The 24,107-nt window shown below is 39.6% G+C and carries 22 protein-coding genes; 2 read left to right on the forward strand and 20 right to left on the reverse strand.

The window, feature by feature from the left end; translation table 11 throughout:
• The first annotated feature begins 85 nt into the window (after positions 1 to 85).
• Positions 86 to 1,411 (forward strand): AMP-binding protein, encoded by a 1,326-nt coding sequence (locus ALE3EI_RS04515; protein ID WP_186991274.1) that lies wholly within the window; start codon positions 86 to 88, stop codon positions 1,409 to 1,411.
• On the opposite strand, the gene ALE3EI_RS04520 is transcribed toward ALE3EI_RS04515, so the two are convergent.
• The 18 genes from ALE3EI_RS04520 to ALE3EI_RS04605 form a co-directional block, all read right to left on the reverse strand.
• Positions 1,408 to 2,187, reverse strand: a complete 780-nt coding sequence (locus ALE3EI_RS04520) for a glycosyltransferase family 2 protein (RefSeq protein WP_186991276.1) — start codon at positions 2,185 to 2,187, stop codon at positions 1,408 to 1,410. The genes ALE3EI_RS04515 and ALE3EI_RS04520 overlap by 4 nt on opposite strands.
• A 1-nt stretch (position 2,188) precedes the next feature.
• On the reverse strand, positions 2,189 to 3,544 hold the full coding sequence (locus tag ALE3EI_RS04525) for an exopolysaccharide biosynthesis polyprenyl glycosylphosphotransferase (RefSeq protein ID WP_186991282.1): 1,356 nt from the start codon (positions 3,542 to 3,544) through the stop codon (positions 2,189 to 2,191).
• Between the two features lie 3 nt (positions 3,545 to 3,547).
• Positions 3,548 to 4,537 (reverse strand): UDP-glucuronic acid decarboxylase family protein, encoded by a 990-nt coding sequence (locus ALE3EI_RS04530; RefSeq protein ID WP_186991283.1) that lies wholly within the window; start codon positions 4,535 to 4,537, stop codon positions 3,548 to 3,550.
• Positions 4,534 to 5,844: a UDP-glucose dehydrogenase family protein gene (locus ALE3EI_RS04535; RefSeq protein WP_186991284.1), complete on the reverse strand. Its 1,311-nt coding sequence runs from the start codon at positions 5,842 to 5,844 to the stop codon at positions 4,534 to 4,536. Before ALE3EI_RS04535 ends, ALE3EI_RS04530 begins: the two co-directional genes overlap by 4 nt.
• A 9-nt stretch (positions 5,845 to 5,853) precedes the next feature.
• A complete protein-coding gene (locus ALE3EI_RS04540; RefSeq protein WP_186991285.1) occupies positions 5,854 to 6,945 on the reverse strand; it encodes a glycosyltransferase in 1,092 nt (363 codons plus the stop codon).
• A gap of 86 nt (positions 6,946 to 7,031) precedes the next feature.
• Entirely contained in the window at positions 7,032 to 8,261 is a 1,230-nt protein-coding gene (locus ALE3EI_RS04545; RefSeq protein WP_186991286.1) for an O-antigen ligase family protein, read from the reverse strand.
• Between the two features lie 73 nt (positions 8,262 to 8,334).
• Positions 8,335 to 9,135 (reverse strand): glycosyltransferase, encoded by an 801-nt coding sequence (locus ALE3EI_RS04550; protein WP_186991287.1) that lies wholly within the window; start codon positions 9,133 to 9,135, stop codon positions 8,335 to 8,337.
• 3 nt (positions 9,136 to 9,138) lie between these two features.
• Complete coding sequence (locus ALE3EI_RS04555) at positions 9,139 to 10,440, reverse strand: MATE family efflux transporter (RefSeq protein WP_186991289.1); 1,302 nt, start codon at positions 10,438 to 10,440, stop codon at positions 9,139 to 9,141.
• A complete protein-coding gene (locus ALE3EI_RS04560; RefSeq protein ID WP_186991291.1) occupies positions 10,433 to 11,869 on the reverse strand; it encodes an O-antigen ligase family protein in 1,437 nt (478 codons plus the stop codon). The genes ALE3EI_RS04555 and ALE3EI_RS04560 overlap by 8 nt, the downstream gene beginning before the upstream one ends.
• A gap of 9 nt (positions 11,870 to 11,878) precedes the next feature.
• Positions 11,879 to 12,790, reverse strand: coding sequence for a sulfotransferase family protein (locus tag ALE3EI_RS04565; RefSeq protein ID WP_186991293.1), 912 nt, complete (start codon positions 12,788 to 12,790; stop codon positions 11,879 to 11,881).
• Positions 12,791 to 12,814: 24 nt separating this feature from the next.
• Positions 12,815 to 13,795 (reverse strand): hypothetical protein, encoded by a 981-nt coding sequence (locus ALE3EI_RS04570; protein WP_186991295.1) that lies wholly within the window; start codon positions 13,793 to 13,795, stop codon positions 12,815 to 12,817.
• Between the two features lie 16 nt (positions 13,796 to 13,811).
• On the reverse strand, positions 13,812 to 14,669 hold the full coding sequence (gene rfbD, locus ALE3EI_RS04575; protein WP_186991297.1) for a dTDP-4-dehydrorhamnose reductase: 858 nt from the start codon (positions 14,667 to 14,669) through the stop codon (positions 13,812 to 13,814).
• Positions 14,666 to 15,211: a dTDP-4-dehydrorhamnose 3,5-epimerase gene (rfbC, locus tag ALE3EI_RS04580; RefSeq protein ID WP_186991299.1), complete on the reverse strand. Its 546-nt coding sequence runs from the start codon at positions 15,209 to 15,211 to the stop codon at positions 14,666 to 14,668. The genes rfbD and rfbC overlap by 4 nt, the downstream gene beginning before the upstream one ends.
• Before the next feature lie 4 nt (positions 15,212 to 15,215).
• Complete coding sequence (rfbA, locus tag ALE3EI_RS04585; RefSeq protein WP_186991301.1) at positions 15,216 to 16,073, reverse strand: glucose-1-phosphate thymidylyltransferase RfbA; 858 nt, start codon at positions 16,071 to 16,073, stop codon at positions 15,216 to 15,218.
• 15 nt (positions 16,074 to 16,088) lie between these two features.
• The gene (rfbB, locus tag ALE3EI_RS04590) at positions 16,089 to 17,105 is read right to left on the reverse strand and encodes a dTDP-glucose 4,6-dehydratase (protein ID WP_186991303.1); all 1,017 of its coding nucleotides are present in this window, start codon (positions 17,103 to 17,105) and stop codon (positions 16,089 to 16,091) included.
• A 14-nt stretch (positions 17,106 to 17,119) separates the two neighbouring features.
• Complete coding sequence (locus ALE3EI_RS04595; protein ID WP_186991305.1) at positions 17,120 to 18,787, reverse strand: DUF6909 family protein; 1,668 nt, start codon at positions 18,785 to 18,787, stop codon at positions 17,120 to 17,122.
• A 24-nt stretch (positions 18,788 to 18,811) separates the two neighbouring features.
• On the reverse strand, positions 18,812 to 20,308 hold the full coding sequence (locus ALE3EI_RS04600; RefSeq protein ID WP_186991307.1) for a GH3 auxin-responsive promoter family protein: 1,497 nt from the start codon (positions 20,306 to 20,308) through the stop codon (positions 18,812 to 18,814).
• A 6-nt stretch (positions 20,309 to 20,314) separates the two neighbouring features.
• The gene (locus ALE3EI_RS04605; RefSeq protein ID WP_186991310.1) at positions 20,315 to 21,178 is read right to left on the reverse strand and encodes a M23 family metallopeptidase; all 864 of its coding nucleotides are present in this window, start codon (positions 21,176 to 21,178) and stop codon (positions 20,315 to 20,317) included.
• 117 nt (positions 21,179 to 21,295) lie between these two features.
• Here ALE3EI_RS04605 and tatA point away from each other — a divergent pair, with 117 nt between their 5' ends.
• On the forward strand, positions 21,296 to 21,484 hold the full coding sequence (tatA, locus tag ALE3EI_RS04610) for a twin-arginine translocase TatA/TatE family subunit (protein WP_186991312.1): 189 nt from the start codon (positions 21,296 to 21,298) through the stop codon (positions 21,482 to 21,484).
• 55 nt (positions 21,485 to 21,539) lie between these two features.
• Here the strand turns inward: tatA and ALE3EI_RS04615 are convergent, their stop codons facing one another.
• Together ALE3EI_RS04615 and ALE3EI_RS04620 are read right to left on the reverse strand one after the other, a co-directional pair.
• Positions 21,540 to 22,514: a DUF4837 family protein gene (locus ALE3EI_RS04615; protein WP_186991315.1), complete on the reverse strand. Its 975-nt coding sequence runs from the start codon at positions 22,512 to 22,514 to the stop codon at positions 21,540 to 21,542.
• Positions 22,515 to 22,534: 20 nt separating this feature from the next.
• Positions 22,535 to 24,097, reverse strand: coding sequence for a lytic transglycosylase domain-containing protein (locus ALE3EI_RS04620; RefSeq protein ID WP_186991318.1), 1,563 nt, complete (start codon positions 24,095 to 24,097; stop codon positions 22,535 to 22,537).
• Positions 24,098 to 24,107: the final 10 nt, after the last annotated feature.

A 24,107-nucleotide genomic window follows, 5' to 3' on the forward strand; every position in this document is an offset into this window, starting at 1 on the left:
AGGAGGTTTTTATTTCGGTTTCAAAAATAATTGTTTGTAAATTCACCTACTAATTTTTAGTCCGAAAAAGGTCAAATTCCATACGTTGTATTCTTGGTTTCTAAAACATATAGTTCTTCCTGCAGGTTCGCTTTTTTTCAGCGGAAACTTCAGTAAGTATGTGAAGCAATGGAAGCAATATGATGGGATGACCGAAACCGAACTGGAAGACCTTCAGCAGGAAAAACTGAAGGAAATGATCCAATACGCCTGCGAACATGTTCCGTACTATAAAAATCTGAAGCTACCCGAAAATCGGACCCTTCAGGATTTTCCGATCCTTACCAAAGCGATCTTACGTGAACATACAGATGCTTTGATTTCCGATACATTCAGTAAAGATGAACTTCAAAAACATCACAGCAGCGGAAGCAGTGGTGTTCAATCCTTTACATATATGACCCCGGATCACACCTTTTACCTAAGGGCTCTGCAAACCCATTGGTGGATGTGGCGCGGTTACAAACCCGGAGAAACCCTGCTTCAAACAGGTATCTCTCCAAACCGAACCCTTCCTAAAAAGCTAAAAGATCTGTTTTTTAAAGTGTACTATCTGGAGGCTTTTTCGTTGAATGAGAAGGCAATCAGAAAAGTCCTGGCCGCCGTTAAAAATAAAAGACCAAAGCATATTGCCGGGTATCCGTCTGCCATCAACGAAATAGCGAAATATGCTTTAAAAAATGGTGAGCCTGTAAAGTTCGATACCGTTATATCTTACGGTGATAAACTGTTTGATCATTTTGTGGAAAATTTCAATACTGCCTTCGGTAATCCCAAAATATTAAACACTTATGGTTGCGCCGAAGGCTATTTAATGGCATGTAAAAATGATCTCCCGTATTTTTATATCATGTCACCTCATGTCTATCTCGAGATCGTAGATGACAATGGAAGCAAAGTAAAAGACGGAGAGCGCGGTCATATATTGGTAAGCGGACTTACAAACTTTGCTATGCCCTTGTTGCGTTACAAATTGGGGGATCTTGGAGTTTTATTGGCCAAGGAAGATTATCCTGAAGGCCGAAATTTTAACTACCCCTTGTTAAAAGAGATTACCGGAAGAGAAACCGATGTGATCGAGACACCAAAAGGAGAAGTCTTGGTAGTACACAGCTTTACAGGGATACTCGAATATTTTAATGATATAAAACAATATAAGGTGCTCCAAAAAGAGCGCGATCTGCTCACCATATACTATATCACCGACAACGATACCGAATTATCTCCGGACACCCTTATACAAGTGAAAAGTAAGCTGGAGGCTTTGGTTAAAAAAAGTATGGAGATCGATTTTGAACATGTGCAGCACATCGCAGCTTCTCCCTCGGGAAAACCTCAGATCATTGAGATTGCAGACCACTTAAAAAACTAGTTCTTTTTTTGGATATATTTTGGTCGGACAAAAAAATACTCCACGAAAAAAAGACACAAATTATAGAAGGCTTTCAACGGATTGTAACCTAAATAGGTGCGATAAAAGCGATAGTTGTATTTAATCAGTTTCGATTTGTTGGCGCTTATGGAGCCTTTTCTTACTCTGTAATACGCAAGATCCTGATCAATGCCTAAGGCGGGTTTTCCACTTCTGTCGATGGCCTCCAACCAAACAGCCCAATCCTGTCGTTTCCGAATTTTTGGGGCTTCTATTTTTCCTAATTTTTCTACGGAATACATCCCGGTAAGGTTCCCAATATAGTTGTTACGGTGTTGTTTGGCGTAGCTAAGCTTCGGAAGGGCAACAATCCGCTTATGAAGGGAATTTCCCAATTCGTCGATATGAAGATAACTTGTAAATGACACGGCACAATCGTTTTGCTGCATAAACTGAAGCTGTATTTCCAGCTTTTGAGAATGCCAAAGGTCATCGGCATCAAGAAAAGCAATGTATTCCCCTGTTGCAAGCCTAGTCGCATAATTCCGGCAGTAAGCTGCTCCTTCATTCCTCTCAATTGAAAAAACCTTTATTCTGGGATCTTCTTTAGCATGCGACTTGGCAATTTTCAGGGAAGTATCGGTAGAAGCGTCATCCACCAAGATCAATTCCCATTGTGTATAGGTTTGCTTCTGAATACTGGCGATGGTGTGAGCAATAAAGCCTTCGGCATTGTAAAGGGGTGTAATGACCGAAACCAATGGCTTATTCTTCATGTTAATAGGCTTTTTCCTCTCCCCGGATCGCATTGTAGATGGTTTGAAAAACGATCTTTATATCCAGAAACAATGACCAGTTCTCCAGATAAAAGATATCGTATTTCACGCGATTAATGATGTCACTGTCATTTTCTACTTCACCTCGGTATCCACTAACCTGTGCCAATCCCGTAATTCCTGGTTTTATAAAATGTCGCACCATGAATTTGTCGATGCGTTCGGCGTACATGTGAGTATGACTTACCATATGAGGCCGTGGACCAACCACAGACATGTCGCCTTTTAACACATTAATGAACTGAGGCAATTCGTCGATACTCGTCTTCCTGATGATCTTTCCTACCCTTGTAATTCGTTCATCTCCTTTACGTACCTGAAACAAGTGAGCTTCGGGATTTGGTGTCATGGATCGGAATTTATAACAAAAGAATTCCTTGTAATCAAGACCGTTTCTTTTTTGCTTAAAGAAAACAGGGCCTTTGGATTCGAGCTTAATGGCCAGACCAAGAATTGGTGTTAACCACGAGAGAATCCCCAAAATAATAAATAAGGATAAAACGATATCGAAACTTCGCTTAATGAATTTGTTAAAAGGTTCCTCCATAGGAATTCTACGCATGGAAAGTATAGGAAGATATCCGTAATAGGTAAAGTCGAGTTTCTTACTATAAATCTCTTTGTTGTCCGGCAAGAATTTCAAGATCTTTAAATTGTTGTCGGCAAAATCGATAAGTTTAACCAGATCCCTGTTGTTTATTTCGGCTACCGAAGAATAGATCTCGTCAATCTTGTGTGTGCTTATATAATCGAAACATTCCTGAATATCATCTTTGTTCTCTCCCCTTAAATTAAAGGTTTTTAAAAGATCGTAACCATATTCGGGGTTGTCGATAAAGAACTTTCGCAACTGATCGGTTTTTTGATTTAGACCAATGATGACGACTCTTCTTAAGTTCCCTTTTAAATGCAGGCGGTATTTTTTCAGTAGATAATACACGGTAAATTTAATGATGGTGATGTACAACATCACCAGCAAAACATAGCGTACAATGGCCCATGGATCACTTTCTACGTTATTGTAAAAACCAAAAAATGCAAAAACGATGAGGAAGAATATCAATCCTTGTTTTCCGATCAGGGACATGATCTTCGCCGCATGGGTAAACCGATAGATTTCGTAAAAATTGGATTTAAGAGATAATATGATCCAGGCAAGGGAAATAAAAATAATATAGTTGAGGTATTCAAAATTTATATCAAAGAACTGATGCGCCAGCACATGAATGATCACCAGATCCACCAGATATGAAATTGGTCTTAAAAACCCCGAATATCTCCCTCTCTTAAAAATCATTTGCTAGTGCCTAATATGCTTTGAGAAGTCTTTGTGTTCACTTTTAAAAAGTTCTTCCTCGGTTAACCCCTTAAAATATTCATAGGTTTTTTTCATCCCTTCTTCACGGCCAACTTTGGGTTCCCACCCTAAGATCTCACGTGCTTTAGTAATATCCGGTTCTCGTTGCAGGGGATCGTCCTGCGGAAGAGGTTTGAAAACAATTTTTTGATTGGTTCCCGTGAGTTTGATGATCTCCTTGGCAAAATCGAGGATAGTGATCTCATCGGGATTTCCAATGTTCACCGGAAGTGAATAATCGCTAAGCAATAAGCTGTAAAGCCCTTCCACTTGATCATCTACATAGCAAAACGATCGGGTTTGCATTCCGTCTCCAAATACGGTAAGGTCTTCACCGCGCAATGCCTGTCCAATAAATGCCGGTATTACTCTTCCGTCATTGAGTCGCATTCGAGGACCATAGGTATTAAAAATTCGTGCAATACGGGTTTCAAGACCGTGAAATCTGTGGTATGCCATGGTAATGGATTCCTGAAACCTTTTTGCTTCATCGTATACTCCACGCGGACCAATGGTACTTACGTTTCCGTAGTATTCTTCGCTTTGGGGATGTACTAAGGGATCTCCATAGACTTCCGAAGTAGAAGCAATTAAAATACGAGCCTTTTTTTCCTTTGCAAGTCCCAACAGGTTGTGGGTTCCCAAGGAGCTCACCTTTAAAGTCTGAATAGGGATCTTTAGATAATCGATCGGGCTTGCCGGAGATGCGAAGTGCAGAATATAGTCGATCTTTCCTGCCACATGTACAAAGGTAGTTACGTCGTGGTTATAGAATTCGAAGTCTTCTAACTTAAACAGATGGTCTATGTTCTTCAGGTCTCCGGTAATAAGGTTGTCCATCCCCACGACCTTATATCCTTCGGAAATAAATTTATCGCAAAGATGAGACCCTAAAAATCCGGCTGCTCCTGTAATTAGTACCCTTTTTTTCATGCTCTTATTTCGTTCCTTCCAATTGAAATATACGTAAACCCTTCAGATTGAAGATCGTTAACATTGTAAAGATTTCTTCCGTCGAAAATGACAGGTGATTTCAGCAAATCCTTTATTTTATTCAGATCAGGTGTTCTGAAAATGCTCCACTCTGTACAAATAAGTAGCGCATCGGCGTCTTTTAATGCGGCGTACATCGAATCGGCATAGGATAATTTTTCACCAAACTTTCGTTTAATGTTTGGCATGGCTTCAGGATCGAAAACCGAAAGGGAGGCTCCTTTTTCCAGCAACCCATTCATCATATCTATTGAAGGTGCTTCTCTTATGTCGTCTGTTTCTGGTTTAAAGGCAAGTCCCCAAACAGCAATTTTCTTTCCGGAAAGATCTCCAAAATAGTCATCCATTTTAGGGAGTAATATGGTTTTTTGCTTTTGATTGACATCGATCACGGCATTCAGGATTTTAAAGTCGTAGTCTTCTTCCTTTCCGGCCTTTTGAAGTGCTTTTACATCTTTTGGAAAGCAAGATCCGCCATAACCTATACCCGGAAATAAAAAGCGCTTTCCTATTCGGGAGTCGGTACCCATTCCCACTCGCACTTTATCGACATCGGCTCCAACCTTTTCGCAGTAATTGGCGATCTCATTCATAAAAGTGATCTTGGTTGCCAGAAATGAGTTGGCGGCGTATTTTGTAAGTTCTGCCGACTTTTCATCCATGACGATTATTGGATTTCCGGAGCGAACGAAAGGGCGGTAGAGTTTTTGCATTAATTCGGTAGCGCGGTCGCTGCTAGAGCCAACAACTATTCGTTCGGGCTTCAGGAAGTCGTCCACAGCGAAACCTTCTCTTAAGAACTCGGGATTGGAAACCACATCGAATTCACATATTGCATTTTCAGCGATAACGGCATGTACCTTTTCTGAAGTACCCACCGGCACCGTGCTCTTATCGACGATAACCTTATACTGTTTAATTTTCTTTCCTATCTCTTCCGAAACACCCAGTACATAAGAGAGATCTGCAGATCCGTCCTCATCTTCGGGGGTAGGTAAGGCCAGAAAAATAATATCTCCATGTTCCAGACCTTCTTCCAGGGAAGTGGTGAATGACAATCGGTTCGCTTTAATATTCCGTTCAAAGAGCAGATCGAGGTGAGGCTCGTAAATAGGGACGATCCCTTGTCTCATTTTTTCGACCTTTGAAGCGTCAATATCGACACAAACCACCTCGTTACCTGTTTCGGCCAGGCATGTTCCTGTTACCAACCCCACATATCCGGTTCCTATTACTGCTATTTTCATGTATATTTCTTAATCGTTATTCTTTATTTTATCCTCAACAAATGAATCGATCTCGGATTCAAATTTATGTTGACTAAACCGTTCGGCATTCTCACGAATTGCATTATAGTCAAAATTAATTGCTTCAAAATTATGAAGTGCTGCCATTAGGCTTTCTTTGTTTTCTTCTTTAAAAAACACTCCTGTGCTGTTTTCCACTATAGTTTCTAAAACCCCTCCGAAACCATAGGCAATTACAGGTGTGCCACACGCCTGAGCTTCAATTGGGGCAATGCCGAAATCTTCTATTCCGGCATGAATAAAGCCTTTTGCTTTACTTATATATTTAAATACTTCTTCTGAACTTACAAATCCAACGAAACTAATATTAGAATTTGCTTTATCCTTCAGTTCCTTCAACTGACTACCGTCCCCCACAACTATTAATTTCTTATTGGTAGTATTAAAAGCATCGATTACAATATCAAATCGTTTATAAGGTTCGATCCTTCCTACAGCAACATAATAATCTTCTTTTTCTGTTACAAGACTAAAATTTGTAAGGTCTACCGGAGGATAGATCACTTCAGAATCCCTATTATACGTCCTTTTTACCCATTCCTTTACAAAATGGCTATTCGAGATGATAAAATCAGGTGTTTGCGCATCTCTTACATCCATTCTTCTCATAATGACCACCAAAGGGAACATGATATACCTCAACCATCCAAAATACAATTTGTAGTCATCCCAGATATATTTGAGGTTTCGTGCCTGAAAATAGGAAATGTGAACTTGATGAGCTCCCGATTTTTTAACCCCTTTTGCTATGGCGTGTGATGAAGAGATAATGACATCTACATCTTTTTCAATTTTTATCCTTCTCACCACACCGGAAAACGTAAAGAACATATATCTGAACTTTGATCCAAAGTGTCGTATTACAGTTTCCTCAACAGGAATCAACTTATTCGCAAAGACTTTATTCAAATTGTTCTTGTTCATAATATTAATGAGCAAGTAACATTTCGAAAAATCAAAAACAGTACATAATGAACTTATAACACGCTCGGCACCACCATATTTATCCAACCAATCAACAACCAGCACTTTTTTTGTCATAGAAAACCGTCGCTCTTTTATCAATTTGCAAAAGTAGTGATTTTTCAATTCTACCTTGCCTTATTACTTCTCGTTTATCTGTTAGACTATTTATCTTTAATGGCTTTATCATTTTGATGTATTGAGTCCTTGCTTTCCATTAAAAGAAAAATTAAAACAATCCCAAAATAATAAGCTCCCAATTGCCTGTGAAAAAAGCTTTCTATACTCGCAAACGACACTAAGGCAAGGATTAAAGCCGTGGCAAAAAAGTAATTCCATTTTTTAAGAAAAAATGAAATGAATATCAAACTAAACAGTAATGTCGCTAGAATTCCTGAACTTAAAACTAGGTCCATAAACTGATTGTGGGAATTAAAACGACTTTCCATAAAATAATTCTTCCGTCGGTTAGGCGTCACAGTTTCGCTATAACACTCAACCAGTCGATCTTTTGTTTCATAAAATCCCATTCCGGTTAGTGCAAAATTTTCTTCCTTAGCAATATTATAATTACACTGCCAGATAATAACCCTGGGTTCCATTTTTTTAAATAATTCTATATACCCTTTCTCTTGTTGGGCGCTATGCGTGTAGAAAAAACGTTCGCTTAAATTTTTGTTCAACATAAAGGCTACCACCATCAAACCTATGATTCCCAAAAAGAAAAATACATATTCCTTCTTCTTTTTAGAATAGAATATTTTGAGAAAAAATAACAGAATTAATAGTAGGATAGCTACCCGGGACGAAATAAGCAGAACAAACCCAGAACACAGAACGATGTTAGCAAAATACCACTTATTGTATTCGTTATACTTATTTCCTATTAAACCAATTGAGCTTATGACACTTATAACACAGAGAAAACCTAAGTATAATCTGTCTATAATAAGTACTTCATTTATTTCCCCGCCATATGCAAAATTAAATTCACCTTCCCGCATGTAAAAGAAATAAAGATGATACAATGAAATTGCAATACAGATAAGTACTGATATAATTACTGTCTTTTTTAAGTTTTCGGTTCGTTCTAGAGGAATTGCCAAGACGATCAACAAGAGGGAGGCCATTATTTTTTTCAAAATGGTTAGATCTCTTTCGAAATCGTGAAAAAGCAAGCTGTTAAAGAATACCACGAGTATAAAGGCTGAAAAAATAATAACCTCTCTTTTTAATAAGATCTTAAAATTTTCTTTCCTTACCACAAATGGGAAAATGACCACTAATGCAATAAGTACAATATTAGGAACAGAGGTTGCGTATTTGTCTAAAGGAAGTACAAAGCAAAAGAATAAGAATAAGTACGGATAAATACTTTTTAAAATCGCAATCATACGCTCAAAATTAAGTTTTTTATTAAGTGTGCGTTATCATTCAATTAATAATTAAATAAATTTTACCTCAGTGTTAGTTCCTTTTGGTGTACTTTTTAATAAACGTTGTTGCTTTACGTGGAAATAAATACAACAGCATGCCCCGAAACAATCCTAAAACCGGATACCATCCAAAATAAAAGTTGTCTAAAACAATGGATATTCGATTTTTAACCTGAAGTCTTCTTTTAGTTGTTGATATTGAATGAGGCTCAATAATATAGTCTATCAACACTTCCGGTAGATTCTCGGCCTTATATTGTCGTATCACCTTAAAAAAGAATGCGTAATCCTGTGCGGCTCTCCTGTATTTGTAGGGATAATTCCCTACGGTTTTTAAGATTTCAGTATAAAAAACAACAGACGGATTTAAGAACATGCTGTTAAAATACATCTTCTTTTTTATCTGTTCGTATGCACACGGATGTTTAAGCATATGCTTAAAATTACCTTTATCATCTAACACTCTGGCCCAAGTACCCAGTAGTTTTACATCCGGATTATTATCTAAATATTCTAACTGTCTTTGATATTTCCCCTTGTGATTAAAATCACCACAATCAAGACGCGCGATCAATTCATAGTCCATTTCCTGAGCCAACTGCAGCGCTCGGTTTGCCGCTACTCCAACCCCCAAATTGGTTTCAAGATAATCGAATATCAGTCTGCCATTAGTATAAATTTTCTGCAATTGTTCTTCGTTTGGCCTTTGTTCACTCCCATCGTCTACGACCAATACGTCAACTTTAAAAGGCTCATCTATGGTACGCAACGACTTCTCCAACCCTTCAGGGTTATTAAAATGTGCCATTAAAACGATTAGCCTGCTTTTCATGAATTAAGACAAATAGGTTTTTATACGGTCTTTTCTATACGTATACACAACGGCTGCTAAATTCCATAGAATCATGCTAATAGCAGTTGCTGAAGCTGCACCCAGCATGCCGTAATCGGGAATTAAAAACCAATTAAGTAATAAATTTGTGACAAAACCAAAAATAAGGATCTGATGAAGTTTGTTTTGCTTTCCGGTCATATTCATATAAATCGCTACCGGACCACAAAGCGTATTAAACAGTTGTCCCAGTAATAAGATCCAAAGGGCCTCCTTAGCAATTTCATACTGTGATCCGAAAATGCCCAGAAAAAAAGTGGCAAATAAGCTGAGGATCAGTAGGGCTGGAACGCTTAGGATAAATATTAATCGAGCACTGCTTTTGATCATCTCTTTCAATTGGGTTAGCTCTTGTTTTTTATAAATTTCCGCAATTTTAGGAGCAATAATAATGGTGACTGAATGAAGCGCCAGAGAAGTTGCTGTTGCCAATTTTACGGCTACCGAATAATAAGCCACTGTTTCAAAAGTAGAAAATTTACCGAGTAAAATAATATCGACGCTCTGCATCATAAAATAAGACACAGCGCTCAATGCCATAGGGTATGATTTTCTGAAGATACTGTTGTAAGTATATCGAATCCCTTTATCTTCAAACTGTTTTCGATTAAACGCAACAGCCACCTGAATTGAAGAGGCAATGGCTAAAATTATAAATCCTAACAGATATACTTCGACCAGCCACGTCATAGATTGGGCAAAATACAGGGCAACGGCTCCAAGAAAGAAGGGTAGGTATCTAAAAATATTGCGGTATAATTCTGAAAAAAGCGTGCGTTTTAATCCGCGTAACGTATCAATATTTAACATGGTAAGGGCAAAGGCTGCAAGCACCAATACAATTTGAAAGATGAGTTTGGCGGCATCTTCCTTATTGAAAAATTCATTAAAGAAACTGTCGTTGGTTACAGCTACTATGCCTACGAACACCGCCGAAGTGCCTAAGATAATGGCGACCATCTTGGTATAGACACTTTTTAGTCCTCCCAATGATTCCTGAGCAAGAAGCACTCCTGAATAATAAATAATAGCCTGATTTGTACCGAGCAGACAAATACCTCCCAGAATAAGAAGACCAGATCGTACAAAATCATATTTGCCCACAAGTTCTGGGTCATAAAAATTTGTAAGAAACAAGGAAAGTAAAAAGAAAAATAATACTCCTGCAATACGCAATAGCAATACCTTTAGGCTCTTGTTTACAAGATTGCCCTTTAAATACTCAATGATATTTATTCTACCCATCCCCCTTAGCTTTATTCTGTTTAAACACTGTAGTGCCGGTCATTTTAAGAAGGAGGGCAAAGCTCACCCAAAATCCAAAAACACGTATAGTGTCCATTTTTAGCCAGTTAAAGCAAAAACCTACCATCGATATTAATACTACTAAAGCGAGTAAATAGCGATCATCGTTTTTTCGTATAAGAGATAAACAAGCGGCAATAATTAGAGTGAGAAAAAGCAAAAACAATATCATCCCTATGATTCCGGTTTCCGCCAGTATTCGAGTGTAAACATTATATCCCGGGGGAAAACTAGGGAATGTCTGATTTAAATATTTTAACTTGAATTCCCAGTTGCCGACGGTCGCCCAGTTCGGGTATTTATCTTTGGCTTCATAGGCCTGCATCCCGTAGCCTACACCCACTATGGGGTTCTCCTTAAATACCTCATAGCTGGCATATTGAATTCCGAATCTGGATCGGTTTGAAATACTGTGATTGTCATCCTGAACCCCAAAGGAGGTAATTTTTTCAGTAATATATTCTGCAATGACTTTTCCCTTAAAAATTCCTACAGCAAAAATGAGAACGGCACTAAGTCCAATAAGCTTCAGAAATAAACTGTGATGCTCCTTTTTCTTAATAAGAAGGAATCCAAACAATAACACCTGAACGCCAATGATGACCAGTCCGGCTCGCGAATCTGAGAATAGCGCCAATACAATCACTGCGATGGCGGGTAAAAACCGTTTCAGCCCTTTTTCGGTAATGATATAACTGAACATCCATCCCGAAACTGTAAGCAAGTACGTCGCTAAGGCAGGGGCTTCGTAGGTAACTGAAGAAATTCTATCGTGTCCAAAATGCAGGTAAACATCGGTAAATGGAAACCACTTATAGATCCACAAAATATTATAGAAAAAGACCATATTAAACTTTATAATAAGGATCTCTAATATTCCGTAGGATGTAACCATCAACATGCTGTAAAAGAACACCTTCCTTACCTTGTAAAAGAGGGTGATATTATCATAGCGTCTGAACACATTGTAGAAGGTTACTAAGAACAATATCCCGGAAATGATAAGTACCGCAAATTGCCTTATAAATCGTTCAATTCCAGATGTTTCTTTAAAATAGTATTGTGAGATATCGACAATATTGATAAAAAACGTGAGGACAAACCATCCCATTAAAACCAGAAGTGCTTGAAAGAGAAGATTCTTAAATGGCAGGTTGATCTTCCTGGTAATGACTGCCTGAATTCCCAGAAATAATACTGCTAAGACCATAAAGATCGCGGCGGGTTCTCTCTGGTATTCGCCCATAAAAGCCGGGCCCTTAAAAGAGCTGAAAGGAATATAGAAAATACCTACCATGACCATAGCAGCAATGATCTGCCACAGGGTGATCTTCTCTTTTTCTAGTGCTATGTCTGGCTCTTTTTTCAATAAAATTTATTACTCTGTTAATTTCTCGTTCCAATATTGCGTTTTAACTCCAAATTCTTTCAGTCTTTTTACATCCTCCTTAAATATTTCAACCAAAAAGGCTTCAGAGCGTTGATCAATTCCAGGGGTTGGTTTTTTATACTTATTTATAGTTTTGATCTTGATCTGTTTAAGCGTTGAGGTTAACGGAACTGTTTTCTTTATAAGGGTCTTGAGCTTATTCTGACCAAATATAAATTTAGTGATCGTGTTCGCTTCATATACCCCTCCGGGATTGAACTGCGTATCTAGGTTTTCCGGGATAAACGATTCTGAAACCTCTAAAAAATTATAAATCTCCCGAATTCCCTTTTCCTGATCCCGAACAAATTCTTCAAATGTGATGATCAATACATTATCAAAATTTGCTTTGATCTGTTTTATTTTTTCAGCATATAACGAATTAAAGGTATAGTACCAAAAATCTGAATACTGTTGTTCACGGCGAGTTTCCTCGGCCAAAAGTGCTTCATAAAACGGCAAACTTTCACGCCCTTCTCTTACCAGGTGCAAATAATTAGAATAGGCTCGTTTAATTGGGTCTCTTAATGTAATGATCACTTTGGTATCATTTCCCAAAGTATCCTTGATCTTTGGGATCACAGATGGATAATTGGCATACGAAGGTGAGACATCACCAACTGCCTTTTCGTTTTTTGCTTCTTTATACAGTTTTTTGTACTCCTTTAAAGATCCGTAGTGAAAGCGCTTAACAGCCTTATCATTCTTTCCTGCATCCTGCTTTTTTATGATATCGTATGTAAAATAATGCAGCTCCTTTTGCTTGGGCAAGAAGATCTCCGGATGTTCATACAGATAATAATATAAAGAGGTTGAGCCACATTTAGGAAAACCGGCTACAATAAAATTTGGCAGTTTCATAACTATTCCGAATTTTTCGAGACCCTATCGATCTCTTTGGTCAGACCAACCCTTTGCTTTTCTATACGTACTGCGAATTACCGAGAACGCCACGAAGAAGAAAATCAAAAAGAAGGGTACTAATATTGTTTTTCTATCCAGAATTCCAACAGATGAAACAAACTTTGGCTGATTGATCAATGAAACTACATCGTCGTACTTGATCAACTCAATTTTAAGCTTTTCGATCTCATCCATAATAATGCGCTTTTCTTCCAGCAAGAAATGAAGGTTGTTATTTTCATTGTTCTTAAAATACACCTGACTCGCCGCTGCAGCAACCGCATTGGAGTCAACATAGCTTTCAAAAACCCCTTCGATGTCCTTTATACTTTTCTCATTGCGTGCGATCTTCGCTTTGGTTTCTTCAATAGAAACAGCCTTTATTTCCTGATAAAGATCGCTGCTGTTTAAATAGTTGATAAGGCTCTTTATCGTTTCATCACCCGCCACATGGGTCCCGGTAATTAGAAGTCGGTGGTAGGTGTACTCGGTATAAAAAACTTCAGACAACAGTATATCATCCTCAAAATCGGTTTGTGCCATATACTCCTCAAAAGTCCGGTCTTCGTCTTTGGTCTTTTTGGCAAGGTCCAGAATATTTACAATGGGAGTGATCTCCAGATCCTTTATCTCGATCTCATCGGTTTTGAAACCATATTTCGAAAGAAATTTTAAGTCCCCCTGTTTACTTTTGGATTTAAGAATTAAAATTGCGTTATAAACATAATTTGTACTGTTGAAATTATTCTGAATAATAACTTCCGTGATCTTTTCACCCTTACTGTTTTCCTTCCAGAAGTATCCGGCTGCAATACCAACAACAAGTAAAACGAGCAATATTATGATGTTTCTAATTACAAACTGAACACAGTGATATAACCAGATCAAAAAATTGCGATACTGTTCCTTCAATTTCCTGAACACTACGCCTAAATCGATTTCATCATTATTATTTTGAGCCATAGCCTAAAATTTACTGTTAATTATGTTTTTTATTAAGTAGCTGCTGTAAACTTTCATTCCAGTCGGCTGTGTTAATCCTAAGATCCTTATTTAACTTGCTGGTATCCAAAACGCTGTACACCGGTCTTGCTGCAAAAGTACGGTAATGGTCGGTTTTGGCAAGCATAGTATCTTTAATTTGCCCTGTATGTGTTAAAATAGCCTTCGCAAAGTCATACCACGTTGCCTCTCCGTTGTTGGCGTAGTGGTACAACCCGTATTCCTTTTTGTTTTCTGAAATTACCTTTAGGAGTGCTATTGCCAGATCGTTAGCATTTGTGGGTGTTCCGGTTTGTTCGGTGGTAATGGTCAGCGGCTTTTTTTCTTCGGAATACTTTAAGATCGTCTTTAAAAAATTATGCCCAAACTGCGAGTACAACCAAGAGGTTCTGAAAATAAAGTGCGAAGGACAAAATTCAGTTACGTATTCCTCACCTTTTAGCTTTGACGCCCCATACACATTGATAGGATGCGTTGGATCGCTTTCCAGATAGGGAGTTCGCTTTGCTCCATTAAAAACATAGTCGGTGGAGATCTGAAGCATGATCACCTGGTTTTTAGCGCAAGCCTTTGCCAAATGCTTTGCTCCTTCTGCATTTATACCAAACGCGCGCTCCGATTCACTTTCTGCTTTTTCTACATTGGTATAAGCCGCAGTATTGATGCAGTGGGTGTAATTACCATTCTGAAAAATTTCCGAAACAGCAGTTTCATTTTCGATATCAAGTTCTCCTTTAGAGACATATACCAACTCAATATCTTTAAAACGCGGGGCAGAATGCCTGATACATTTCGCTAATTGTCCGTTTGCCCCTGTAACCAGTACTTTGTTCATGAAATTGCTTCCTCGAAGGTGGGAAGTTCCAGGTCCTTTTCTGAAACTATAAAATTCTCTTTGGTAAGATGCCAGTCCAAAGATAAGGTTGCGTCGTTGTAAATGATTCCGCTTTCTGAAGCTTTATCGTAATAATTATCGCATTTATATGCAAAAACAGAGGTTTTAGAAAGTGTAATAAAGCCATGCGCAAATCCTCTTGGAACAAACAGTTGCAGGTGATCCACATCATCCAGGATCACAGAGTAGGACTTTCCGAAGGTTTCAGAATCCTTTCTAATATCCACTACTATGTCCAGCACCTTTCCTTTTATTACTCTTACCAGTTTCGACTGAGCCATGGGTCCGTGCTGAAAATGGAGGCCTCTCAACACCCCGTAGCTCGAAACCGACTGGTTATCCTGAACAAAATCGACATCTAATCCGGTGATTTTCTTAAAGTTCTCCCGGTTATACGATTCGTAAAATATTCCCCTCTCGTCCTTAAACACCCGGGGCTTTAATATAAAGCAATCCTTTAAATTCGTTTTTATCTGTTCCAAATCCTTAGTCTAATTGTATTAAATGTTTTCCATATCCGCTTTTCAGTAAGGGTTCCGCCAGGGCGGTCAATTCCTTCTTACTTATAAAACCCATCTCATAAGCAGCTTCTTCAATGGAGCCGATCTTCAATCCTTGTCGTTCCTCGATCACCTCGACAAATTGAGCAGCCTGCATAAGGGATGCAAAAGTTCCTGTATCCAGCCATGCTGTACCCTTATCGAGTATACTAACACTTAGTTTTCCTCTTTGGAGATAGACGTTGTTCACTTCAGTGATCTCCAGTTCACCGCGTGCACTGGGTTTAATATTAGCTGCGATCTCGACCACATCATTATCGTAAAAATAGATCCCCGGAACGGCATAATTTGACTTTGGTTTAACCGGTTTTTCTTCAATTGACAAGGCCTTTCCCTCCTTATCAAACTCCACCACCCCATATCGCTCGGGGTCGTGAACATGATACGCGTAGATGATTCCGCCATCGGGATCGTTATTGGATTGCAATAGTTCCTTTAAACCCGATCCGTAAAAAATATTATCTCCAAGAACAAGCGCCACTTTATCGTCTCCAATAAAATCCCTTCCAATAATAAATGCCTCCGCCAGTCCGTTGGGATTGGGTTGCTCGGCATAGGTAAATTCACAGCCGTATTTTTTACCATCCCCCAGAAGTTTTTGAAACAACGGCAGGTCCTGAGGTGTCGAAATGATAAGTATTTCCTTAATCCCCGCATACATTAGCGTAGACAATGGATAATAGATCATCGGTTTGTCATAAACCGGCATCAATTGCTTGCTAACAGCCAGAGTAATAGGGTGTAAACGTGTTCCGGAGCCTCCTGCTAAAACTATTCCTTTCATATCTTCAATTTCGTGTTATAATCTGTCACTGTGTTCTAAATACCACGTTATGGTCTTTGTAATTCCACTTTCAAAATTTTCTTCGGCCTTCCATCCCAACTCATTTTCGATTTTTGAGGCATCGATGGCATAGCGGAAATCATGCCCGGGTCGGTCGGTCACAAAAGTGATCTGATCAAGATAACTGTTCTGTTGAGGCTTGAGATTATCAAGTATCTTACAAATGGTATGGGCGATATACAGATTTTCCCGTTCATTTCGCCCGCCGATATTGTAGGTTTCGCCCAGTCTGCCTTTGTCTATGGCAAGCTTTATTCCTGTGCAGTGATCTCGTACATATAGCCAATCGCGAATATTTTTTCCATCTCCATAGATAGGGATGGGCTCTCCCGAGATCGCCTTTCGAATAATCGTAGGGATCAATTTTTCTTTATGCTGATTTGGACCGTAGTTATTTGAACAATTTGTGGTCACCACAGGCATTCCGTAGGTATGAAAATAACTTCGAACCAGAAAATCTGAAGAAGCTTTTGAAGCACTATACGGACTGTTTGGCGCGTACGATGTTTCTTCCGTAAACAACCCGGTTTCGCCCAGAGTTCCATATACTTCATCGGTGGAGACGTGTAAAAATCGCGCGTGATCGTAGGCTTCCTTAAGTAAGTTAGGACCTTTCATCCACAATTTATAAGCACTTTGGAGCAAATTGAAGGTTCCTATAATATTAGTATTTACAAACGCTCCCGGACCACTTATTGAATTATCTACATGAGATTCGGCTGCAAAATGCACCACTTGCGTAAACTCATGCTTTTTAAATAAGGCATCCACAACATCTGCATCACAGATGTCACCTTCAATAAATGTATAATTTGGAAGGTGCTTCACGCCCTCAAGATTGCGCAGATCACCGGCATATGTAAGCTTGTCCAACACAAATACCTCATCCTTGGATTCCTCCATAAAGTAGGCGACATAATTAGACCCTATAAAGCCTGCGCCTCCTGTTATCAATACTTTGTTGTTTTTCAAAATATATTTTTAGTTTAATCTAAAATCTGTTTTAACAGTTTTTCGGTTATTAAATAGGTGGGTTTTACTCCTGAAATTCCAAGTCCGCCGCTAGCCAATGTGCTTCCGGTTTCCAATGGATTATCTGATGCGTAATAGGCATATCGCAATTCAACTTTCGGGCTAATACTTCCCCGTATTCGCGATGCGGCCTGTATGGCTTTTTGATAATGGGCGCCCTCCATTTCCAGGCCTATCACATTCCAGGTAGAGTTATTAAAGAATCGCAATATATCCCTGTTCTGCAACGATGTTCCTAATACCGTGATCATTGTGCCTGTACAGACTTTTATATTGTCGCCATCAAATAACGATTTCTTCAATTTGTTCTTAAACGGATAATTATCTGCGGTTCCTTCAAAAACATGTGCCGACGGGATCATGATATCTCCTTTCCCACCTTCCAGAATGCCCGCCTTGCCCATCACTGAAATAGATTCGACATTCAAAAAATGTTTTTTCTTATCCCCGTTAAATGGTTTCAATAGTTCATCCATGGTTTCATAGGCCTGTTCGCCAAAAGCGTAATCCATCACCAGAATTACAGGATAGTCTTCTAGGGATCGACCGGGTCTTTCAATGAATTTAGATGTATCGAATATCTGAACATTTATATTGGTCCCGCTACTGTCTTCAATATACGTCATCCCACTATTTAAAGCGGTTTTTAGAATCTTTTGCTGAAGTGTCGCATTCGCAGGATCGCTTAATTTTCCATATACCTCATGAGGCCTATTTTTTTTAAATTCTGAAGCCAGTGCCTGTTCTGCAAATAAACTGTTGAGCACACTGTGCATATTCGCGCTAATTATGTGCAAAGGTCGAGCGAGAAGCCCCTTATCCTGAAGGGTCTGTTTAATCTTTAATGCCCACTGCTCTCCGTGAATATGATGCCCCAGACGTTCTCTTAATACCGGACTGAAAGTGATGATCCGCTTTTGGTCGGTCAAAACTTCTTCCATGGCTAATTTTCCGAGGAAATAAATAATGTTCAGAAAACGATCTTTATCCTCACTACTCGCAAAAAGTGGGTAAATCGCGCTTACTTCTTCAAAAGTACGTCCTAAAAAATTTGCGGTGTGTGTGAGTGCGATCTCCTTTTCAGTCTGACTCAGTTCCCTTTTGCCTGTTACTGCCGCTTCCAGCTTCTTCCAATCGCGTATTACAGCTCCGGAATCATCGATCATTACTTGTTTCATGATCTTGTGAGACTCGATATACAAAAAAGTCAAGTGGGTGAGTATATCGTAAATTTCCGAACGACCACGAGTGATCTCAATGTTCATCTGCTCCTCATCGATCCTGTAGCAATTGCGCCTTCTCTTGGCCGGGATAATTGGTTTAAAATGAGAGCGCTTATAGCCCTCATCACTTGTTAAATTGATAAAGCGACATTCCTCAATTCCATATGGAAGCCGATCCATTACATACAGCAACCCCTGTAATTCAATCTTTTCTTCGTTTATAGACCCGTAGATCTCCGGTCTAAGTATAAGTAATGACTCCCTTAGTGTTTCTCCCGAAATCCCCATAGGCTTGTAAAACCCACGGTTAAAAAGGTGCCGCATGGTAATATACAATCGTTCTATGGCGCCCGAACTCTCCTGAGCTCTAGTTCTGTTATGTGTTTTAAAAGTCGTCATTAGGCTGCAAAGATAACACTAATTTTACGCTTGAAGCCTGTGTAGCGCATCGGCAATTTCTCGATCATTCGCCAGTCTGGGTATCTTGTTTTGGCCGCCGAGTTTTCCTTTCTCCTTCATTAAATTTGTAAAGCTGTGCCGCTTCAAAATGGTAATCTTTAACCGCTGAAGCACCTTTCCTTGGATAAGATCTGCATAGTATGAATTCTGTTGCTGCAAGGCGTTATCTAAGGTAGTTTCTACTTTCGTCATTTCTTTCGGAGGGGATTCAAACTCGATAAGCCATTCATGATACGGCAATTCTCCTTCCGCTACCGTGGTTTGTGGTGCTACTGTAAATTCTGAAATTAAAAAACCGTGTTCTTCCATGGTAGTTTGCATGGCTTCCTCTACTTCTTTTCCAATCACGTGTTCTCCGAAGGCCGAGATAAAGTGTTTGATTCGACCGGAAACGATTACCCGGTATGGCTTTGTCGAGGTAAACTGCACGGTGTCTCCAAGATTGTACGCCCAAAGACCGGCGTTGGTTGAAATGATCATTACGTAGTTTACCCCTGTTGCCACTTCCGAAATGGTCAATCGTGGCGGATTTTCCTCAAAAAACCGATCTGCTTCAACAAATTCATAGAAAATTCCCGAATCGAGCAGCAAAAGCATACCGCTCTCCTGTTGTTTATCCTGAAAGGCAAAAAATCCTTCACTGGCAGGATAAAGCTCAATACTGTCTACTTTGCGTCCTATTAAAGCTTCAAATTTAGCGCGATACGGCTCATAGTTTACTCCACCATAGATGAAGAGGCTAAAGTTCTTAAAAAGATCTCCTACATGCTTCCCCGAGGCCTTTTTTAGTTTCTCAAAGTACATCTGAACCCAGGAAGGTATCCCGCTTATCACGGTCATATCTTCATCTCTGGTTTCAGCGACGATGGCATCAACCTTTTGTTCCCAATCTGCGATACAATTGGTTTTCCAACTCGGTAATCGGTTTTTCTGAAGGTATTTAGGCACATAATGAGCTACGATCCCGGAAAGCCTCCCTACCTTAATTCCGTTCTTTTCCGCAAGTTCGGGGCTTCCCTGTAAAAAGATCATTTTACCGTCAACAAAGGCACTGTTTCCCGTTTCATGTATATAACACAATATAGCATTCCGTGCAGCTTGTGTGTGATATGGCAGGGATTCCTTTGTGAGTGGAATATATTTTACTCCAGAGGTGGTTCCCGAGGTTTTAGCAATATACAGGGGTTTATCGGGCCACAGGATATCGGTTTTTCCTTCCACCATCTCGTCTATATACCTTCTAAGTCCTTCGTAGTCACGAATAGGAACTCTTTGAACATAGTCGGCATGCGATCTGATGTTCGAAAAGTCATGATCCCGGCCAAATCGGGTTGATGAAGCCTTTTTGATTAGCGAACGAAAAACCTTCTTCTGTGTCTTTTTTGGGGAAGTTGACCATTTTCGAATATCTCTAACGACTTTTTTGGCGAGTATTTTGGAAGCGGTGGATTTTAAGGACATAGGTTTTTAGTCAAAGTCAATAAAATTAGTAGGATTAATGGGATAGCCATCACTCCAGAGTTCAAAATGGAGGTGAGGGCCGGTCGTGAGCTCGCCGGTATTCCCTACTGTAGCGATAACTTCTCCTGCCTTAACGAACTGTCCTTGGGTCTTGGTCAAGGATGCATTGTGTTTATACACCGAAATAAGATTGTTGCTGTGCTCAATAATGATCACATTGCCGGTGTCTGCCGTCCATTCGGCAAAGATCACTGTACCATCGGCAGTAGCTTTTACCGGAGCGTCCTTCACGGTGATAATATCTACAGCAAAATGTTTTTCCTTGGGGTTATAGGTTTCAGAAATACTCCCTTTTACCGGAGGAAATAATACGATATTCACGTCATTCTGCGCCAATGGATTGTATTTATCTTCGGCAAGCACCTTTTCTCTGAGCAAAGAATCCTGCCTGGAGGCAGCCAAATTTATAATCGACGGATCGATCTTGGCGGCATTTAAAATAGAATCCTTGTTAAATTCGACGGTTTTTACGTCACCCGATAGTACTTTACGTATAGAGGCCAGGTATTGTTCGTTAATGTTAATCGTTTGTTGCAGCGAATCGGTCTTGAAGGTGAGGTCTGTGGCCTTTTTCTTCAGCGAAGTTGAAGAATAGCCGGGAATGTACTCCCTTAGCGGTGTAAAGGCGATCAAAAGAGTAGTAATAACAATAAGAAAAACCGCAAACAAAGTGCTGAAAACAAATACATTCAAGCGGTTAAGCTTAAATGAAAATCGTTCTTCGAAGGTGTCTTCATTTAGCACCACCAGCCGGTACTTGTGAAGCAACTTCTTCTTGATCTTTTTGGTTCTTTTTTCTTTTTCGGCCATAAGCTTACATCAGCAATGCAAATATAAAACAAACTAAGCGCCATACACGCTAAACTTAATTTGAAAACGTTTTATCTAAGGAATTCTTGTTACCTTTGTTCTTTAAATTATAATATCATGGTTGCATTATTGATCCCAATGGCGATTGGTCCCTGGCAGATAGCATTAGTTGTTATCGTTGTTTTACTTTTATTCGGCGGAAGAAAAATTCCCGAATTAATGCGTGGATTAGGAAGCGGAATAAAAGAGTTTAAAGATGCTTCAAAAGAAGATCCGGACGATAAAAAACTGGATGAAAAAAAATAATTTCTGAATTATTTCAGAATATGAAGGTCCGTCATGCGTTGCATGTCGGACTTTTTTATTTGATCTTGGCCGATTTCAGAATGGATTCTAACTCAAATTGAAGGTCTCTTTTAGCTACCGAAGGCGCATAGGTAAAGCCCTCCAGGATCAAGTAGCGATCATTTGCTGTGTCCTTTACGGCATAATTTAAGAAAGGTCCGGCCATATATTGGTCCTTCACTTCCCAAATACCCTTGGTCTCATAGGCAAACTTTCCGTCAATTTCAGTAGTAAACAGGTACGGCGCATAGGCTGCTTCAGTAATAAATCGATCGTCATCTTCAACCGGTAAATAACTCCCTCCTATAGAATCGCGTATCTTGATGATCTCGCCAACAGCGGTACTATCGTTAGTAATGAGACTTAAAGGTACTTCATACACCAGTATGTTGGTGCTTCCCGACTTAAGGTCTTTGCGGATCCAATAAAAGTCTGAATTTCCATGGGCTATTCGGTATGCGGAAGGAACCTTTAGTGAAAGTCCGAATTCCATCTCTAAGGAATCCAGGTTTTTAAGTGAGATCTTTATACGCTTCTGGTTTTCCTGTATCTCTGAAGCCTTAAAGGCCGAAATGATCTCTTTGTGGTTTTCCGAAATAAGTTTTATTAAGCTTTCTTTGGACCTTGCGGTAATAAAAGCACCTATTTGCGGCTTTGCATAAGAGTTTTTCTTAATACTTACATTGTCTTCATTACCAAGGGTTACGTGTAAAAAAGTGCGGTACTTTCTGGCAAAATCGGTGTAGGTAGAAGGAGGCATCTGATTCATTGAAAATAATGGCTCTTCCTGAGGTAATCCATCCACAGGTGCTGCAAAATAATCCCGAATTGTCTCTCCAACGGCACCGTTCCACAGGTCGTTTGTAATGATGACTTGGAGCGAGTTGGTGGTTCCAAGCGATTCGGGTAGAAAGGAAGTGTCTCTTTTTCCGTTGTCCTCACATGAAAAAAGCAGAATAACAGAAAGAATTGCTAAATAAAATGGTTTCATTAAAGACTTTTTTTGGAAAATCAGCCCTTTTGAATTTTTAGCTTCATCCCCGGTTTCAATTTGTTACTACTAATATCGTTCCATTTTTTGATATTTTCCACCGTAACTCCAGGAAATTTTTGCGAAATGCTCCATAGCGAGTCTCCGCTTTTTACTGTGTAGGTCTTTACATTTTCAGAGGATGTCGTTGCTGTAGAGGTGTTAGCACTTGATCTGCCGGGGTTTTTTGGATGAATTGTGAGTCGCTGTCCAATTTTTAATCTATTGCTCCTCAGATTATTCCATCGCTTAATCTGATTTACCGTAACTCCGTATTTGTCGGCAATCTTTCCAAGATAATCGCCACTCCGTACCCGATATCTTATGCGATTAGACGATTCAAAAAACTGTGGCAATGCCTTTTCTCTATCGTTAAATTCTTTATCGGCAAATGCGTAGATCGCCTCTTCATTGGCCACAAACTTGCCTATGGCGTGAAGTGGAAGTCGCAACACGTAATTCTCATCGGCAATAAACGGAATGATCCCAAGTTTGTATGAAGGATTCAGGAATTTCAATTCTGAAACATCGGTATTGGTTACCTTAGCCACCTGATCGAGGCTAATCATTTTCTTTACTCGAACCGTATCGGTTGCGATATATGGAAATTGGGGTCCGTTACTTTTAAAACCGTGCTCTTCGGCATATTCAAAAATGTACATGGTTGCCAGGAACGCAGGTAAATATCCTGCTGTTTCACGTGGAAGGTGATGCCTTATGTTCCAGTAGTTGGTATAGCCTCCTGCACGTCGTAGGGCTTTTGAAACATTACCCGGGCCGGAGTTATACGCTGCAAGGGCCAGATCCCAATCATCAAGACTGTTATAGAGACTTTTCAAGTATTTACATGCCGCTTCGGTGGCGAGGATAGGGTCCGATCGCTCATCAACATAACTGCTTACTTCGAGACCAAACATTTTTCCCGTTGCATACATAAACTGCCAAAGCCCTGTAGCTCCTACTCTGGAGCGTGCCTGTGGGTCTAATGCCGATTCCACAATGGCAAGATATTTTAGTTCCAGAGGAAGATTGTGCCGGTCTAAGGCCTCTTCGAACATTGGGAAATAATAATCGCTTAACGCCATAAGCCTCCCCATGGTTGTTCTTCTGTTTTTGAGATATTGACGAATCACACTTTCGAGAGAAGGGTTGTATTCTACATTAAATGGAGTCTTGGCGTTGAGTTTTGCGAGTCGTTCTTTGAGTACTTCGGTAGGCAATTCTTCATACTCCAAAGGTTCATATTCCTGAGTGGTGATTGTTCCGTACACCTCTTCGAATAATTCGTTATTGTACAACTGACTTAGCCATAGACTGTCTACCTTCTGAGCTTTCGAAATATCGGTGAGGTCGAAGACGAGTGTGTCCTTGACGGTTGTTTTTACTACGGTTTTGGGAAATTCATCAGAAACACTCGTAACTGCGATAGAATCGATGATCCTCACCTTTTTCATCGGTAACGAATCCATATTCTTGCCGGGTTTCTGCGCAACAATCACGCCGCAGATCAGCAAACATAACAGAGAGAATACGTAGGTCTTCATATTAGGTATA

Source organism: Constantimarinum furrinae (assembly GCF_014295415.1).
Taxonomy (GTDB): domain Bacteria; phylum Bacteroidota; class Bacteroidia; order Flavobacteriales; family Flavobacteriaceae; genus Constantimarinum; species Constantimarinum furrinae.